Annotated in this window: 13 protein-coding genes; 7 read left to right on the top strand and 6 right to left on the bottom strand. The window is 67.7% G+C overall.

Annotation, left to right across the window (positions count from 1 at the left end; genetic code table 11):
• Positions 1–476 precede the first annotated feature (476 nt).
• Positions 477–2,546, top strand: coding sequence for a nucleoside-diphosphate sugar epimerase/dehydratase (locus tag A3A5_RS0106125; protein ID WP_018309731.1), 2,070 nt, complete (start codon positions 477–479; stop codon positions 2,544–2,546).
• Between the two features lie 90 nt (positions 2,547–2,636).
• Here the strand turns inward: A3A5_RS0106125 and A3A5_RS0106130 are convergent, their stop codons facing one another.
• The 5 genes from A3A5_RS0106130 to A3A5_RS0106150 are packed head-to-tail and all read right to left on the bottom strand — an operon-like array spanning position 2,637 to position 7,306.
• Positions 2,637–3,662 carry a GNAT family N-acetyltransferase gene (locus A3A5_RS0106130; RefSeq protein WP_018309732.1) on the bottom strand — a complete coding sequence of 342 codons (1,026 nt, stop codon included), beginning with the start codon at positions 3,660–3,662 and terminating at the stop codon, positions 2,637–2,639.
• Positions 3,659–4,726 (bottom strand): hypothetical protein, encoded by a 1,068-nt coding sequence (locus A3A5_RS0106135; RefSeq protein ID WP_018309733.1) that lies wholly within the window; start codon positions 4,724–4,726, stop codon positions 3,659–3,661. Before A3A5_RS0106135 ends, A3A5_RS0106130 begins: the two co-directional genes overlap by 4 nt.
• On the bottom strand, positions 4,723–5,475 hold the full coding sequence (locus A3A5_RS0106140; RefSeq protein ID WP_018309734.1) for a hypothetical protein: 753 nt from the start codon (positions 5,473–5,475) through the stop codon (positions 4,723–4,725). The genes A3A5_RS0106135 and A3A5_RS0106140 overlap by 4 nt, the downstream gene beginning before the upstream one ends.
• A complete protein-coding gene (locus A3A5_RS0106145; RefSeq protein WP_026200507.1) occupies positions 5,475–6,659 on the bottom strand; it encodes a DegT/DnrJ/EryC1/StrS aminotransferase family protein in 1,185 nt (394 codons plus the stop codon). The genes A3A5_RS0106140 and A3A5_RS0106145 overlap by 1 nt, the downstream gene beginning before the upstream one ends.
• 47 nt (positions 6,660–6,706) lie before the next feature.
• A complete protein-coding gene (locus A3A5_RS0106150; protein ID WP_018309736.1) occupies positions 6,707–7,306 on the bottom strand; it encodes a sugar transferase in 600 nt (199 codons plus the stop codon).
• A 218-nt stretch (positions 7,307–7,524) separates the two neighbouring features.
• On the opposite strand from A3A5_RS0106150, the gene A3A5_RS0106155 reads away from it, so the two are divergent.
• From A3A5_RS0106155 to A3A5_RS0106180, 6 genes are all read left to right on the top strand, one after another.
• A complete protein-coding gene (locus A3A5_RS0106155) occupies positions 7,525–8,700 on the top strand; it encodes a glycosyltransferase (RefSeq protein WP_026200508.1) in 1,176 nt (391 codons plus the stop codon).
• A complete protein-coding gene (locus A3A5_RS0106160; protein ID WP_018309738.1) occupies positions 8,678–9,841 on the top strand; it encodes a glycosyltransferase family 4 protein in 1,164 nt (387 codons plus the stop codon). Before A3A5_RS0106155 ends, A3A5_RS0106160 begins: the two co-directional genes overlap by 23 nt.
• A 149-nt stretch (positions 9,842–9,990) precedes the next feature.
• The gene (locus A3A5_RS0106165) at positions 9,991–11,268 is read left to right on the top strand and encodes a nucleotide sugar dehydrogenase (RefSeq protein WP_018309739.1); all 1,278 of its coding nucleotides are present in this window, start codon (positions 9,991–9,993) and stop codon (positions 11,266–11,268) included.
• Between the two features lie 60 nt (positions 11,269–11,328).
• On the top strand, positions 11,329–12,414 hold the full coding sequence (locus tag A3A5_RS0106170; RefSeq protein WP_018309740.1) for an NAD-dependent epimerase/dehydratase family protein: 1,086 nt from the start codon (positions 11,329–11,331) through the stop codon (positions 12,412–12,414).
• A 17-nt stretch (positions 12,415–12,431) separates the two neighbouring features.
• Complete coding sequence (gene asnB / locus A3A5_RS0106175; RefSeq protein ID WP_018309741.1) at positions 12,432–14,426, top strand: asparagine synthase (glutamine-hydrolyzing); 1,995 nt, start codon at positions 12,432–12,434, stop codon at positions 14,424–14,426.
• Positions 14,414–15,532, top strand: coding sequence for a glycosyltransferase family 4 protein (locus A3A5_RS0106180; protein ID WP_018309742.1), 1,119 nt, complete (start codon positions 14,414–14,416; stop codon positions 15,530–15,532). Before asnB ends, A3A5_RS0106180 begins: the two co-directional genes overlap by 13 nt.
• Here the strand turns inward: A3A5_RS0106180 and A3A5_RS0106185 are convergent.
• Positions 15,495–17,045, bottom strand: coding sequence for a hypothetical protein (locus tag A3A5_RS0106185; protein WP_232431279.1), 1,551 nt, complete (start codon positions 17,043–17,045; stop codon positions 15,495–15,497). The genes A3A5_RS0106180 and A3A5_RS0106185 overlap by 38 nt on opposite strands.
• Between the last annotated feature and the right edge of the window lie 351 nt (positions 17,046–17,396).

Genomic DNA, 17,396 nt, shown 5'->3' on the forward strand with positions numbered 1-17,396 from the left:
ACCCGTTTCTGCGCTCCCTCGCCAGCGCCTGTGCGGCAACGCACGTATCCGCATTGCAGCGCCTGCGCCGCCGCCGCTGCAATATCGCCCGTTCCCCGTGCTCCCTCTGCGCCAGCCTTCCATGGGCGATCGATGACGACACCAGGTGGCGGCAATGGCATGCGTACCCGTTTCTGCGCGCCCTGGCCTATCGGCATGCCACGTTCGGCAGCGCACGTAGCCCGATTGCGCCACACCACGCAGAAACGATAGCTTTGCAGGAAAGCGGATTCACGCCGGCACACGGTGATGCGTGAACCCACGGCGACCCATGGCATCACAGCCAGTCGCAGGCTGACGCCGCCGCCTTCCGGGCAGAAGAGCCGTGCAATGGACACACCGATATGGATGCATCGAGCGGTTCCCGCCAGCCAGAGCCTGTGGGCCATGCGGATAGCAGTGACAATGGCGGCGGTGGTGTTGCAGGAGTTCCGGGCATGACAGCCCCGCGCTCCCTGCGCCTGCTATCCCTTTCGCGCCGCCAGAAGATCGTGCTGATGATGACGGTCGACCTGCTGGCCCTGCCGCTGTGCTTCGCGCTAGCCCTGCTGCTGCGCTCCGGCAATCAGGAGCTGATCATCCAGTACGGCCTGCTGCCGCCGCTGTTCATCGCGGCGTGCACGATCCCGGTGTTTTCGTTCAGCGGCCTGTACCGGACCGTGCTGCGCTACATCGACCTCAAGGTGCTGTGGGCCGCCGGCATCAGCATGGCAGCCATGGTCGGGCTGACCTACAGCGTTTCCTTTCTCATGAACGACAGCCGGCTGCCGCGCGCCGGCCTGCTGATCTACTGGTTCATCGCGTTCGCCTACGTCGTGATCTCGCGCTTCCTGATCCGCGCCATGCTGCGGCGCACTGAGTTGTGGCGCAGTGCCCGCGGGCGCCCGACACGGCGCGTGGGCATCTTCGGCGCAGGCGAGGCCGGCTTCCAGCTCGCCAATGCCATGCGCGCCAGCGTCGACCATGAGGCTGTGTGCTTCTTCGACGACGACCTTTCGCTGGACAACCACACCTTCACCGACCTGCCGGTCTTCCATACCTCGCGCATGCGAGAGCAGCTGCGGCGGCTGGGCATCGACGAAGTGGTGCTGGCGGTGCCCTCGCTGTCGCCGGACCGGCGCAAGCGCATCCTGGACAAGCTGCACCGGTACGCCGTGAGCGTGCGCACCCTGCCCACGCTGCTGGAGCTGGTGGACCGCAAGATCACCATGCAGTCGATCCGCGAGGTCAAGGTCGAGGACCTGCTTGGGCGGCCAGCCGTGCCGCCGCGCGAGGCGCTGTTCGCCAAGTGCACGCACCGCAAGGTCGTCATGGTGACCGGCGCGGGCGGCTCCATCGGCAGCGAGCTGTGCCGCCAGGTTGCCACGCAGCAGCCGCGCAAGCTGATCCTGTTCGACCATTCCGAATGGGCGCTGTACATGGTGGAGCAGGATCTGCGCCGGAACTTCCCCGGGGTGCCGTTGCTGGCGCGCATCGGCTCCGTGTGCGACACCAATGCCGTGGCCGCCGCCATGCAGGGCCAGCAGGTCGATACCATCTATCACGCCGCGGCCTACAAGCACGTGCCCCTGGTCGAGAGCAACATGCCCGAGGGCATTCGCAACAACGTACTGGGCTCGCTCACCATCGCCAACATGGCTGACCGCTTCGGCGTGCAGACTTGTGTGCTGATCTCGACCGACAAGGCCGTCCGCCCCACCAACGTGATGGGCGCGAGCAAGCGCATCGCGGAGCTGATCTTCCAGGCCGCGGCGGCACGGCCCGGCACCCGCACGGTCTTCGCGATGGTCCGCTTCGGCAATGTGCTGGGGTCTTCCGGCTCCGTGGTTCCCCTGTTTCGCAGCCAGATTGAAGCGGGCGGGCCGATCACGATCACCCACCCCGATGTCATCCGCTTCTTCATGCTGATCCCCGAAGCCTCGCAGCTGGTGATCCAGGCGGGCGCGATGGCCCGCGGCGGCGAGGTGTTCGTGCTGGACATGGGGCAGCCGGTGCGGATCGTGGATCTGGCGAGGACCATGATCGAGATGGCCGGGCTGGTGGAGCGCACCCCCAAGAACCCGAACGGGGACATCGAGGTCAAGTTCGTCGGCCTGCGCCCGGGCGAGAAACTCTACGAGGAGCTGCTGATCGGCGGCAATGTCACGCCCAGCGACCACGAACGCATCATGTGCTCCCAGGAGCCAAGCTTGGAGGAGGCGGAGCTGCGGGAGATGCTGACCCGGCTCTACGCGGCCTGCGACGCCCGCGACGAACTGAGGATCCAGACGATGGTGCAGGCGATCGTGCCGGAATACGCCCCGTATACCTCGCTCGACGACGCCAGCCGCAAGCCGGTGCCTGCCGCCGTGCCCGCCGAAAGCGGCCAGGCCATCCAGGACGCGCCGGACGACGCCAGGGTGCCGCGCCAGGTCGTGCTGCGCCGGGTCGCGTCCCACGCGCTGGGCCAGCCCGAGCTGGCCAGCGAAGCGAAGCCGGTGTCGCTCTCGAGCCCGGGCAAGCTCTGATTCGCCATCCCCCGAGCGCTGCTTGCCAGACACGACAGCCGCCTCAAAGGGCGGCTGTCGTTCGTCATCCGTGCCCGGGCCCTGCCGGGCCTACCGTCGATAGGCAGGGAAGTATCCGCTCAGATCCTCAAGCACCGAGGGCGTGCCGTCGCACAGCACCAGGTACTTGCCGGGATCCACTACCACCCGCTGCGTGCGGAATACATGGGTGTCCGGCGAGAACCCGCGCTTGAAGCGGAACAGCGAATCCTCGGCCGAGCCGCCGAGGCCTCCACCAAGGTGGTAATAGCGGTAGCCCTGCTCCCGTCCCCACTGCCGGATGGCGTGCAGCAAGATTTTGCTGGGCTGACGGTGCCGGTAGCGTGCGTCGATGCCCATCAAGTGGCCCTGCAGAATGCCGGTGCCGTCAGACACAGTGATGGTCGCGCCGCCGATGATGACGCCCTCCTCCTCCGCCACGAACAGCCGCAGCCGGTCGCCGAGCTCGCGGGCCAGCGTGTAGTGATAAGCGTCGTCGAAGAAGTAGTAGTCGGAAGCACGCAGCCGGTCCATCGATGCGTTGTAGAGACGGATGAAATGCGGCAGCGTTGCAAGCGTCTCGTCCAGCCGCACCGTGACCCCCGCGCGCATGGCCTTGGAGATCTCCAGCCTGTGCCCGTGCGAGGTGTCGTGCCAATGCTCGGCCTCGCTCTTTGAGAGGTCGATCGAGATCGTCATGCCATGATCGATCAGCGTGCCGACGGCGCTGCGCCATGGCGCGTTGACAATCGGATTCAGCCGGATGAAGCATGAAACACAGCCGCGCCCGCGCAGCAGTTCCAGGGCCTCGGACAAGGCGGTGTCAACGAACGCGTCCGGCGCGTCGTCGCTGACGAGCGGGCCGGCAAACCCGTAGGGCGAGCTTGCATCCCAGTCCTTGCCGTTGATGTCGCGGTTCAGCAGCGGCACGAACAGTTCATGGCCGTCATCCATGACATGGACGGCGAACGCCTTGCCACTGCCTTCATGTTGCGCCGCCCGCAGCCATCCCGGCATATGGTGGCTGTCGTGCCGGCAACGCTGCAGCACGTCGAGCCACTCGGCGCTGGAGGTCTCCAGCAGATTGATCTTCATCATCGTCGGTCCTCGTCGGAAGTATCGGGATTTGCGGCAATGCTGGCGGCGATCTGCAAGATGATCTCGCCGAGGCGCCCGATGTGTTGCGGGCCGTAGCGGTAGTCGGCATGAAGGACCAGTATGCGCCCGGACAGGCGGCGGTTGTCCTCGGGGACGCCGGGCCAGGTCATGGGCCAGAGCACCGCCGGATAGACATCCGCGCCGATCAGTCGTTGCCGGACGCGCTCGCGCTGCGGCGCATCGGCGCACAGCAGGATGCCAAAAGCCGGCGTTTCCCGCCATTGCATGCCGGCGGGCAGGGCGGCATGCGGGCCGGCGAAACAGCGGGCCAGCAGCGCCAGGTTCTCCTGCCGCCGCTGCCGCATCCAGCCAAGATCGACGGCCGGCGCCAGCACGCGCGTCAGCGCCGATGGCCCGGAGATCTCGGCATCGCTGCGCAGATTGCCCTCGGCCTCGGCGGCCAGCGCCAGGTAGGCTGCCTTGGCGACCTGCGCGCCGGCCACGTATGCCGCCTTCATCGCCATGGCCGCGGCCATGCTGGCAGCGGCGCGCACGTGTGCCGGCGTGGGTGCAAGCGAACCTGCAAACGGCTGCCCGGGCGGCGGCCGCACCAGTCCCCCGTCGGGCACCGGCAGGGTCTTGCGCAGCGACGCAAACACATAGTCCGGCGCCCGCGCGTAGGACCAGGTGGCGAGCAGGTCGTGGGAGCGGTCGAGCAGGACGCTGCCGCCCTGCACCTCCACCTCGGCCTGCAAGCCAAAGTATTCAGGAACGATCGCGGCCTCGTCGTCGGCCAGCGCAAGCTGCGCCGGGCCGCCGAAAGGGGCATGCGGATACATGCGCACGTCGATGTCGCGGGCGATGTCGTCCAGCACCGCATGGCAGTAGTAGCTGGGCGCATAGAGCCGCCGCCATCCGAGCGAGCGCCCGTGCGCCACCATCGCGCGCAGCGCATCGCGGCCGGTGCCGGTCAGCAGGTCGCCCGGGCGCAGCCAGGCCTCACCGCCCAGGGGGACGGCGGGGTCGAGCGGGAAGAATGAGCCGAATTCCGTGGCAGATTTCATGGGTGCCGTCCAGCGCGCTCAATGAGAACTTCATACGACGGCCATGCGCTGTGATGCCGGCGCCGATGGGGGAGCTGCCCTGACGTGTCTCTCTCACTCCAAAACCCGACGGAGATGACCCGCCTTCCCGTTGCCGGATCCGGGTCGATGCTGCGCCAGTATTCGCCGGTCGCTCCCGTCCAGAGCATGACGCGGCTGCGCAACGCGCCCTGCAAGTCTTCGACGGCGTCGCGCGGGTCGAACAGCAGCGCCACCGGCACCAGCAATGCCACGGCCGCGCCGACGTGCAGAAAGCCAACCGGCCGCCAGCGCCACAGGGTCACCCCGGCAACGGCAAACCCGACACCCAGCCCAATGAGCGACTCACCGATCGTATGGTGAAAATCCGTCACCAGCACCACGGGCATGAACAAGGCCAGCCCCACCCCAGTCGCCAGTCCGAGCCATGCCATCTGCCTGCCCAGCGCGGAACCCAGCAGCATCAGCAGCACCGGGTACACCGCTGCGGTCAGCATGGCATGCCCGCTGACGCTGTAGACGCCGATGGTCGGAAGGGACCAGCCGGCGTAGCTAAACGCGGACTTGGCCGCCATCAGCAATGCGCCGCCGACGCCGAACGAGACCGCCCAGCGCAACGCGCGCCAGCCTTGCCCGGCCACGACGAAGCAGACCGCGACCCAGGCCACCAGCGGCAATGCCACGCGGCTTTCGCCGAAATAGAGGTAGTGGTTCCACAGGAAAGTCGCCATCAAGCCGTCACGCGCGTTGCCTGCTGCATCACGCTGCGCACTACCTGCCCGGTCATGCGCACTTCGTCATCCGTCAGCGTGGGATGCACCAGGAACATCAGGCTGGTCTCGCCCAGCGCGCGCGCTGCCGGCAGCCGTGCAGGCGGGCGCAATCCGGTGCCGTCGAAGGCCTTCTCGAGGTAGACCTCGGCACAGATGCCCGCATAGCAGGGCACGCCGGCGGCGTTGATGGCAGCCATGATGCTGTCGCGGCTCCAGCCCTCGGCGAGGCCCCTGGGCTGCACGAATGCATAGAGCTTGTACCAGGCATGCTCGATCCCGGCGGGCGGCAGCGGCACGTGCAGGGCATCGCAAGCACCAAGCGCATCTGCCAGCGCCATGGCGTTGGCAGTGCGCCGTTCGTGCCAGTCAGCCATGCGCCGCAACTGGATGCGGCCGATCGCGGCCTGCATCTCGGTCATGCGCCAGTTGGTGCCGAAGGCGTCGTGCACCCAGCGGAAGCCCGGCGGATGCGCGCGGCCATGCATGGCCTCCCAGCTCTTGCCGTGATCCTTGTACGACCACATGTGCGACCACAGTTCGCGATCGTCGGTGGTGACCATGCCTCCCTCGCCCCCTGTGGTCATGATCTTGTCCTGGCAGAAGGACCAGGCCCCGATATGGCCGATGGTGCCGACCATGCGTCCCTTGTAGACGGCGCCGTGCGCCTGTGCGCAGTCCTCGATCACATTGAAGCCGTGCTCGCGCGCCAGCGCCATAATGGGGTCCATGTCGCACGGCATGCCGGCCAGGTGCACGCAGATGACGGCGCGCGTGCGCGGCGTCAGCGCGGCCGCGATGGTGTGGGCGCTGAGGTTGCCGCTGTCCGGATCGACGTCCGCGAACACCGGCTTCGCCCCCGCATTGACGACGCACGAAACGCTGGCCAGGAAAGTGCGGGGCGCGACGACCACCTCGTCGCCCGGCCCGATATCCAGCGCATGCAGCGCCACGTCAAGCGCCAGCGTGCCGTTCGCCAGGGTGACGGCGTACTCGGCGCCGCACCATGCCGCGAACTCCTTTTCGAAGTCGCGGCACTCGGTGCCGGTCCAGTAGTTGACACGGTTCGAGAGCAGCACGCGCTGCACTGCCTGCGCCTCTTCGCGGCTGAAGCTGGGCCAGGGCGAGAATCCGGTATCGAGCATTGGCAATTCCCCAAGGTTTGCGGTGCGGGCCACGGCGCCCATGGCGTCTATGGCACCTCCTTGCTCCCGCAGAAGCGGGTCGCCGAGACTTCGCCAGCGGCACTGATGTCTTCCTTGGCCAGCACCGTTCCGATGGTTCGCCACAGGATCCTGAGATCGAGCCAGAACGACTGGTGATCCACATACCAGACGTCCAGCCGGAACTTCTCCTCCCAGCTCAGCGAATTGCGTCCGTTGACCTGCGCCCAGCCCGTGATGCCCGGCAGGACCAGCAGCCGCCGCGCCTGTTCCGGCGAGTAGAGGGGCAGGTAGAACGTGGGCAGCGGGCGCGGCCCGACCAGGCTCATCTCGCCCTTCAGGACGCACCAGAGCTCCGGCAGTTCGTCGATGCTGGTGCGCCGGATCATCCAGCCGAACGGCGTGATCCGTTGCGCGTCGGGCAGCAGTTCGCCATCGGGGCCGCGCTCATCCGTCATGGTGCGGAACTTGATGACTTCGAAGGGCTTGCCGTCGAGGCCTGCACGCGTCTGCCGGAAGAAGACCGGACCGCCAAGCTTCCAGCGAACCAGCCCCATCACGACCAGCAAGGGCAGCGCCAGCACCATCAGCGCCACCGACGTGAGGACAACATCCAGAACGCGCTTCATGATCGATTCCCGCCGCCTGTGCCATGTACAGGAGATATGAAATCCGATTCGCCCGCCCCTGTGAACCACCCGAGCGCGCGGGAACGTGTCGTACACCACAGAACCTCGCCGGCTGTCATGGCGCAGGGGGCAAGCGCCTGCGTTCGACGCCGAACAGATGCCGCGCTCCGGCAGCGGTAGCGTGCTTGGGACCGCATCAACCATGCCGAGGAGACAGGATGGACCAGAGCCAATCCGGAAAGCCAGCCGGGCCAATGCGGATCACCCTGCTCATCACCTGCCTGCAGATGGGGGGCGCGGAACAGCAGGTGGCCGCGCTCGCACGCCAGTACCTGTCGCTGGGACACGCGGTCTCAGTGATCAGCCTGATGCCGGGCTGCGAGGTGAAGCTTCCGGAAGGCGTCGAGACCCTGATGCTGGCGATACGCAAGACCCCGCTGGCATTGCTGGCCACCCTCATGCAGATCCGGCGGTTCGTGCTGCGCTGGCGCCCCGACGTCATCCATGCCCACTTGGTTCACGCCAACCTGGTCGCGCGCCTGCTGACACGAGTGTGCCCTGTCCCCGCCACGATCTGCACGGCGCACAACTACATGGAGGGCGGCACCTGGCGCATGCTGGCGTACCGCCTCACCGACCGCTGGGCCGATCTCACCACCCAGGTCAGCGACGAAGGCCGGCAGCGCATGATCGAGGTGCGGGCGGCCCCCGAGACGCGCATCATCTACATGCCCAACGGCTTCGATACCACCCGCTACCGGCCCAGCGCTGAACAGCGCGCCGCCACCCGTGCCGGGCTCGGCCTGGGCCCGGGCGACCGGTTCGTCCTCAACGTTGGCCGGCTGGTGCCGGACAAGGCCCAGGCCGACCTCATCGATGCCTTCGCGCAGGCCTGCCCCGGGCCCGGCACGGTGCTGATGATCGCTGGCGACGGTCCGCAGCGCGATGCCCTGGCGCAGCGCATCGCACAGCACGGGCTGAGCGGGCGCGTGCGTCTGCTAGGCCAGCGGGCGGACGTGCCGGCGCTGCTGAATGCGGCGGATCTGTTCGTGCTGTCGTCCCTGATCGAAGGGATGCCGCTGGTCGTGGGCGAAGCGTTGGCGTGCGGGTGCCCGGTGGTCTCCACCGATGCCTCGGGTGTCCCGGCCATGCTCGGCACCGTCGGCACCCTGGTCCGTCGTGGCGATACGGCGGCATTGGCGCGCGCCATTGGCGACTCCGTCCCGCAAGGGCGCGGTGAGCCTGCCGACGAAGCGGCGCGGCACCAGCATATTGCGACGGCATTCAACATCGAGGTCATTGCCCGCGAGTGGCTGCGCCTGTATGCAAGGCTCGCAAGCGCCGGCGCGGCGCCACACGTGGAGGCCACCGATGCGGCCGCGCGCTACCAGTAGCCCGGGCCGGCACCGGGGCGCCGACGCGACGACGGCGCCGGCGATCTGCTTCCTGACCGGCACGCTGAACTTATTCGGCGGGGCCGAGCGCATGGCCGCCACGGTGGCGAACGAGCTGGCGCGGCGCGGCCACGACATCCACATCCTCAGCCTGTGCGATCCGCGCAGCTGCTTCCGGCTCGATCCGGCGGTCCGGCACGACGCCCTGTTCGATCGGCGCCCTTCCTTCCGTTCGCAATTCCTGCCCACCATCGCGCGCCTGCGGCGCTACCTCCGGCAGCACAAGATTGCCGTGCTGGTGGAAGTCGACCCCTTGCTGACGCTGTTCACCCTGCCGGCATGCCTGGGGCTGGGCATGCGCCGCATTGCCTGGGAGCATTGCAACTTCGACCAGGACCTGGGCCTGCCGCTGCGCAGCATCGCGCGCCGCCTCGCCGCACGCACCTGCGAGCGGATCGTGGTGCTGACCGAGCTGGACCGCGAGAAATGGGTACGCAGCCTGCATTGCACCAATATCGACGTCATCCCCAATATCCTGACCTTCCCCATCCCCGCCGAGCCGGCTGCGCGCACGTCCCGCACCGCTGTTGCCGTGGGGCGCCTGGCCGACGTCAAAGGCTTCGACGTGCTGCTGCAAGCGTGGGTGCCCATTGCCACGACGTTTCCGGACTGGCGGCTCCGGATCGTGGGCAACGGCGAGTTGCTCGAATCCCTGACACAGCTGCGCGACCGGCTCTGCCTGCAGGACTGCGTACACATCGAACCGGCACGCAGCGATATCGAGTCGGTGTACCGCGACGCCTCTCTCTTTTGCCTCAGTTCCCGCTTTGAAGGCTTTTCGCTGGTGTTGCTGGAGGCGATGGCATATGGCCTGCCGGTGGTCGCCACCAACTGCGAGACCGGGGTGAAGGCCATGCTCACTCACGGAGAAAACGCCCAGCTCAGTCCGGTCGACGACCCCACCGCGCTGGCGCGTGGGATCGCGGCGGTCATCACCAGTCCCGAACTGGCGGCCCGCCTGTCCGAAGCGGGCCGCCGTCACGCACAAAGGTTCACGCCGGGCGAAATCGGCACGTACTGGGAACGCCTGCTGTCCGGCACATCCGGAGAAACCACCACCAGCGAAATCGGCATGGCGTGACGCGGGCCACCACTGCTGCACGGCTGCGGGCTTGTGTACGTCAAGACACGAACCGCCGCGCACGGCACGCCGCCCGCGCACGATAATTTCCACGAGTCTGCCTTTCCATGCCGACGACGACAGGCTCGACTACTCGGAAGATCACGGTCATGGAACTCAGTCACGCACAAGTCGCCATTATAGGGCTGGGCTATGTCGGCCTGCCGCTCGCGGTGGAGTTCGGCAAGCAGCAGCCCGTGCTGGGCTTCGACGTCAATGCCGCACGCATCGAAGCACTGCGCGCCGGCCACGACGCCACACTGGAGGTCGGCCCGGACGAGCTGCGCAGCGCGCACCACCTGCGCTACAGCAACGATCCCGAGGCGCTGAGGGACTGCCAGGTCTTTATCGTGACCGTGCCCACACCGGTGGACCGGGCCAAGCGCCCCGACCTGACGCCGCTGATCCTTGCGAGTGAGACCGTGGGCAGGGCGATGGCGCCGGGCGCGGTGGTGATCTACGAATCCACCGTCTACCCGGGCGCCACCGAAGAAATCTGCGTGCCGGTGCTGGAGACGCACAGCGGCCTAAAGTTCAACGTGGACTTCTTCTGCGGCTACAGCCCGGAGCGCATCAACCCCGGCGACAAGGAGCACCGGCTGCCGGATATCCGCAAGGTCACCAGCGGCAGCACGCCCGAGGCGAGCGAGGCCATCGACAAGCTCTACGGCAGGATAATCGTGGCCGGCACGCACCGCGCCAGCAGCATCCGCGTGGCGGAGGCCGCCAAGGTCATCGAGAACACCCAGCGCGATGTCAACATCGCGCTGATGAACGAACTCAGCCTGCTGTTCCACAAGCTGGGCATCGACACGCTCGAAGTGCTGCGGGCCGCCGGCACCAAGTGGAATTTCCTGCCGTTCCGTCCGGGCCTGGTCGGCGGGCACTGCATTGGGGTCGATCCCTACTATCTGACGCACAAGGCGCAGGAGGTCGGCTATCACCCGCAGGTCATCCTGGCGGGCCGGCGCATCAACGACAAGATGGCGATCCACGTGGCCGACGAGGTGGTGAAGCTGATGCTGCGCCGGGGCATTCCGGTGCTCGACAGCCGCGTGCTGGTGCTCGGCCTGACGTTCAAGGAGAACTGCCCGGACGTGCGCAACACCAAGGCCATGGACATCGTGACCACGCTGCGCAGCTACAACGCCCAGGTCGATGTCTACGACCCGTGGATCAATATCGAAGACGCCGAGCACGAATACGGCCTGTCCTGCCTGCGCGAGGCCCCGCGCAACGACCAGTACGACGCCATCGTGCTGGCGGTCGCGCACCACCAGTTCGTCACCATGGGCGTGCGGGCGATCAAGGCCCTCGGCAAGGCCCATGCGGTGCTGTTCGACGTCAAGGGCGTCCTGCCGAGGAGCGAAATCGACGCACGCCTGTAGCCGCCTTGCGGCCACGCACCGAAAACCCGCCGGAAGCGGCGCAACGGAACCACCGTCCCCATGCAAGAGAACGCCTACGCGCACCTCAAGGCCCGCCTGGCCGCCACGCCGCGCACGTGGCTTGTCACCGGCGTCGCCGGATTCATCGGCAGCAACCTGCTGGAAGCGCTGTTGCGCCTCGACCAGCGCGTGGTCGGCCTGGACAACTTCTCCACCGGGCACCGCCGCAACCTCATCGAAGTCGAGGCGCTGGTGTCGCCCCGGCAGTGGGCCAATTTCCGCTTTATCGAAGGCGATATCCGCAACCTCGAGCACTGCCGCAGCGCCATGTGCTTTTGCGCGCCCGGGCGCGAGGGCGCAGCCAACGGCCTGTACCCGGTGGACTTCGTGCTGCACCAGGCGGCGCTCGGCTCCGTGCCGCGCAGCCTGGAAGACCCGATCGCGACCCACAGCGTCAATATCAGCGGATTCCTGAACCTGCTGGTCGCCGCCCGCGATGCGCAGGTCAGAAGCTTCGTCTATGCGGCGAGCAGCAGCACCTACGGCGACCATCCGGGCCTGCCGAAGGTGGAAGACCGCATCGGCAGGCCGCTGAGCCCCTACGCGGTCACCAAGTATGCCAACGAGCTGTATGCCGACGTCTTCCACCGGTGCTACGGCGTGCATGCCACTGGCCTGCGCTACTTCAACGTGTTCGGGCCGCGCCAGGATCCCAATGGTGCCTATGCGGCGGTGATTCCCAAATGGATCGCAGCCCTGCTGCGGCACGAGGCCGTCTACATCAACGGCGACGGAGAAACCAGCCGCGACTTCTGCTACGTCGCGAACGCCGTGCAGGCCAACCTGCTCGCCGCCGCCAGCGACCACCGCGAGGGGGGCAGCCAGGTCTATAACGTGGCGGTCGGCGACCGCACCACGCTGGCCACGCTGTTCGAGCTGCTTCGCGACGGGCTGCGGCCCTACGGCGTCGCCGCCGGCACCCAGCCGGTCTATCGCGGCTTCCGGGCCGGAGACGTGCGCCACAGCCAGGCCGACATTGGCAAGGCACAACGCCTGCTGGGATACCTGCCTACCCACCGCGTCCGCGACGGCCTGGCCGAGGCGATGCCTTGGTACGTGCAGATGCAGCAGGCACTGAACGCCTGAGCAACCGGGACATAGCCATGTGCGGATTTGCAGGATTTCTTGGCGGCTTTCCCGCCACCCTGGCCGACCGGGCGACCTTGCTCGCCGACATGGCCAACCAGATCCGCCACCGCGGACCGGACCACGGCGACACCTGGTGCGATCCGGACCAGCCGTTCGGGCTGGCCCACCGCCGCCTGGCGATCGTCGATCTGTCCGCGGCCGGACACCAGCCCATGACCGCCGCCAGCGGCCGCCATGTCATTGCCTTCAACGGCGAGATCTACAACCACCTGGACATCCGCGCCGAGCTGGAGCGTGCCGGCGTCGCGCCCCGGTGGCGCGGCCACTCTGACACCGAAACCCTGCTTGCCGGCATCGATGCCTGGGGCGCCGAGGCCACGGTCCGGCGCGCCGTGGGCATGTTTGCGTTTGCGCTGTGGGACCGGCGGACCTGCATGCTGACACTGGCGCGCGACCGGCTCGGCGAAAAGCCGCTCTACTACGGCTGGCAGGCAACCGGCAGGGGCCGTGCCTTCCTGTTCGGGTCGGAACTCAAGGCGCTGCGCCCGCACCCCGCGTTCGAGGGCCGCATCAACCGCGACGCGCTGTGCCTGTATATGCGCCACAACAATGTGAGCGGCAGCCATTCGATCTACCACAATGTTGCCAAGCTGCCGCCGGCGCATCTGCTGACGGTCTCGCTGGGGGCGCCTGAGCCCGTGCTGCGGCCCTACTGGTCCGGCGCCGGGGCCGCGCTTGACGGCGTTCAGCATCCGTTCGCCGGCAGCCCGGGCGATGCAGTGGACCAGCTGGAGACGCTGTTGCGCGATGCGGTAGGCCGCCAGATGATGGCGGACGTCCCGCTCGGTGCCTTCCTGTCCGGCGGGGTCGATTCCTCGACGGTGGTGGCATTGATGCAGTCGCAATCGTCGCAGCCTATCCGCACCTTCTCCATTGGCTTTCACAATTCCGACTACAGCGAAGCCGCACACGCGAAGGCGGTGGCGCAGCATCTTGGCACGAGCCATACCGAGCTGTACGTCACGCCCGAACATGCGATGGCGGTCATCCCCGGCCTGCCCCGGATCTACGACGAACCATTCGCCGACTCTTCGCAGATTCCGACGCTGCTGGTCAGCGAGCTGGCGCGGCGGCATGTCACCGTTTCGCTTTCCGGCGACGCCGGCGACGAACTGTTCGGCGGCTATAACCGTTACCAGATCACGGCCGAGTTGTGGCCCCGGCTCTCGCGCATTTCCGCCCCGCTACGGGCAGCTGCGGCATGGAGCCTGACACGATGCTCGCCACACCGCATCAACCGGATCGCAGCCGCGTTCCCCGTCGCCTCGCGCTGGGCCAATGTGGGCGAGAAGATCCACAAGGGCGCCGGCGTCATGGCGGCGCGCTCGTCGGCCGAGCTGTACCGCGGCATGGTGTCCCACTGGCCCCACCCGGAGATGCTCGTCGTCGGCGGCGCAGAAGCGGCCACGGTGCTGGACGGCAGCGCGCAGGCCTTCCGCGCCTTGACCGACGTGGAGCGGATGATGGCACTGGACATGCTGAGCTACCTGCCCAACGACATCCTGGCCAAGGTCGACCGCGCAGCCATGCATCACAGCCTTGAGACCCGCATACCGTTCCTCGACCACCGCGTGGTCGAATTCGCGTGGCGGCTGCCGCTGGCGTACAAGTTGCGCAGGGAAGAACGGGGCTATACCACCAAATGGGTGCTGCGCCAGGTGCTGGACCGCTATGTGCCGCGCACGCTGATCGAGCGGCCCAAGATGGGCTTCGGCATTCCGATCGACGCGTGGCTGCGCGGGCCGCTGCGCGACTGGGCCGAGGACCTGATCGATCCCCGGCGCCTGCGGTGCGAGGGCTACCTGAACCCAGAGCCGATACGCAAACGCTGGGCCGAGCATCTTTCCGGGCGGCGCAACTGGCACCATCAGCTCTGGTGCGTGCTGATGTTCCAGGCATGGCTCGCGCACCAGGCCGCACCGAAAAGGAGTCCCGCATGCGTTTCCTGATGATCGCCAGCTATGCCGAGTCGCTGATCGCGTTTCGCGGCCCGCTCATCGCAGCGCTTCAGCAAAAGGGCCTGGAGGTGCATATCGCCGCGCCCGACCTGCCAGCGGGGCATCAGGTGCGCGCCGCGCTGGAATCGCGTGGCGTGGTCGTGCATCACGTCCCGCTCCAGCGTACCGGGATGAACCCGCTGGCCGACGCGCGCACGCTGCTCGCCCTGCATCGGCTGATGCGGCGGGTCAGGCCCGCCTGCGTGATGAGCTACACCATCAAGCCGGTGATCTACGGCATGCTGGCGGGCTGGCTGGCGCGCGTGCCGCGCCGCTTCGCGCTGATCACCGGGCTGGGCTATGCGTTTCGCGAGGACAGCGGCAGAAGCCGGCTGCGCGCGGTGGTGCAGCGGCTCTACGCGCTGGCGCTCAGCCGCGCCCATACCACCTTTTTCCAGAATCCCGACGACGAGGCGCTGTTCCGCCGCGCGGCAATCCTGCCGGCCGGCAAGCGTTCGTGCATTGTCAATGGCTCCGGCGTGGACGTGGCGAGCTTCGAGGTCGCGCCCCTGCCCGACGACGGCCCGCGCTTCCTGCTGATCGCCCGCCTGCTGGGCGACAAGGGCGTGCGCGAGTATGCCGAGGCCGCGCGAAGAATCCGCGCGCGGGGCGCCGGTGCGCGCTTCAGCCTGGTGGGCTGGATCGATGCCAGCCCCGACGCCATCGCCCAGGACGAGCTGGACGCATGGGTCGCGGACGGAACCGTCGACTTCCTCGGCCGGCTGTCCGACGTGCGCCCGGCCATTGCCGGCTGCAACGTCTACGTGCTGCCTTCCTACGGTGAAGGCACGCCGCGCTCTGTGCTGGAGGCCATGGCGATGGGCCGTCCCATCATCACCACCGATGCGCCAGGCTGCCGCGAGACGGTGGTTGACGGCGACAACGGCCTGCTGGTGCCGGTCAAGTCCGTGGGCGCGCTGGAGCAGGCCATGATGCAGCTGATCGAGGACTGGGAGCAAGTCGTGCGCATGGGCCAGCGCTCGCGCCAGATCGCCGAGTCCAAGTACGACGTGCGCAAGGTCAACGCCGTGATGCTGCGCGAGATGGGGTTCGAGTAGGCAGCGGCAGGCGCAAGGCGCGGGCGGCGCGCGACACGATCCTGTGCCACAGCACGCCGCCATTGAAACCATTGCGCTTGCCGTCCACCACGACGCGCCCGCCCCACGCCGACAAGGTGTGCAAGCCGTGCGGGTTGACACGATCCCCCGCCGGGCTGATGACCCCCACCGTCTCCTCCCGATAGAACTCGGGCGTGCAGTGCACGATGCGGTTGACGGCGATGGCCTGCCCGTAGCCGGTCTTGCAGACCTGCGCCACGCGCAGCAGCCCGTCTGCTTCCCGCATGACCGAGCCGGCCGCGCGCGCCGAGCCGTGGTCGAACTTGACCGGGTTCTGCGGGTGCGGCTGCCAGGGACCGAGCAGGTTTTCCGCATAGCACAGGCATACGTTGTCGAACTGCCCCATCGCGACGTCGGTGTACAACAGCCAGAAACGGCCTTCATGCTCGAAGACGGTCGGGTCGACCGCGGCCACGTCCTCCAGCAACACCGCGACCTGCTGCCAGCGCCCGCCCTCCTCCTGCCGGTTCAGCACGCAGCGCCGGCTCTGCGAAGACTCCGCCACGCAGTACAGCGCCCCGTCATGGCGAAACAGATACGGGAACGACAGGTGCCCCGGCAGCCCCAGATCGACCTGCCCCGCGCCGGACGGCGCGCCGTGCGCGTCCAGCCTGAGCCTGACGATGCGGCCAATGCCCTGCCGCAAGTCGACTTCCTCGCAATAGATCTCGTCCGGACTGCCGGGCACGCCGAAGGGATCGGCCCAGCAGAACGACGGCATGCGAGTGCCGAGCCAACGCACCGGGAGGCGCTGCGCACGCACGGCGTCGGCAAACGCCATCTCGACGATGCCCACCATCCATTCCTCCACCAGCACGAAGCCCTTGAGCTGGATGATGGCGTGACTGCCGAGGGCGCGCAGGCGCCAGAGCAGGCGCCGCCATGCCGGCAGGCGGCCATGACGCCCCGTCCACACCTGGCGCCCCGACAGTCCACCCAGGGCGCGGATCTCGCGCAGGGCGCCGTCAAGCAGCGACGCACCCATGACGGCAAGCCGTTCGGGGCGAACCTTCTCGCAGGGTTCGGCATAGCCGGAGGCGGTATCGACGATGACCGCATGCGAGGGCGTCCAGACCACCAGGTGCAGGCGGATGCCGGCACCGCTGGCGTGGGTCTCCAGGCCGTGGTGCGGGTCGCCCGGGGCAAGGCCGCGCGCGTCGCACAGGCGCCACACGCCCTCTGCGGCGTGGCGGCTCCAGCCGGTATCGAGCCTGCCGGTCAGGTCGACGATGGCGGTCACCTGCCCGCCCGCCTGCAGCGCCTTCGCCCGATCGGCAGTGCCGCTCGCTTCCTCCAGCGCGTTCATTGCGCCAAGCGCGCGCTCGACCACTCGGCACGTGCCCGAGGCTTGCAGACGCTGCACCACCAACCGCTCCCAGCCTGCGGGCTCGGCTGTAGTGACCATGATGACCAGGCTCTCCCGCGCGGCGGTCTCTGGCAACAGACAGGACATGTCTTCCTCCCCGGCGATCGGGTGCAATGGCTCCTGGTATTTGGCGCCGGGATGCAGCGCCCCGACATTAGCCTTAGGGCGGAGCCGCAATCATCCTTCGGTAGGTAGCCGGCCTGTGGTGACGCCGGCTGCCGTGCGCGAGTGTTGGAAAAGCCGGCATGTGTGTGCCCCCGTACGGATCACCCGTTTGCGTCGCGGTAGCTTGCCAGTGCCGACCCGGTGCGCATTGCCGGCACCCGTGTCGACAGGACGGCAGGACCGTGCTGGCTGTTTCAAACGGTGTGTGTGTCCTCGTACGGATAAGCCATGTGCATCGATCTAGATTGCATTTGTCGACTTGTGCGCATGCCG

This window comes from Cupriavidus sp. UYPR2.512 (assembly GCF_000379565.1).
GTDB lineage: Bacteria > Pseudomonadota > Gammaproteobacteria > Burkholderiales > Burkholderiaceae > Cupriavidus.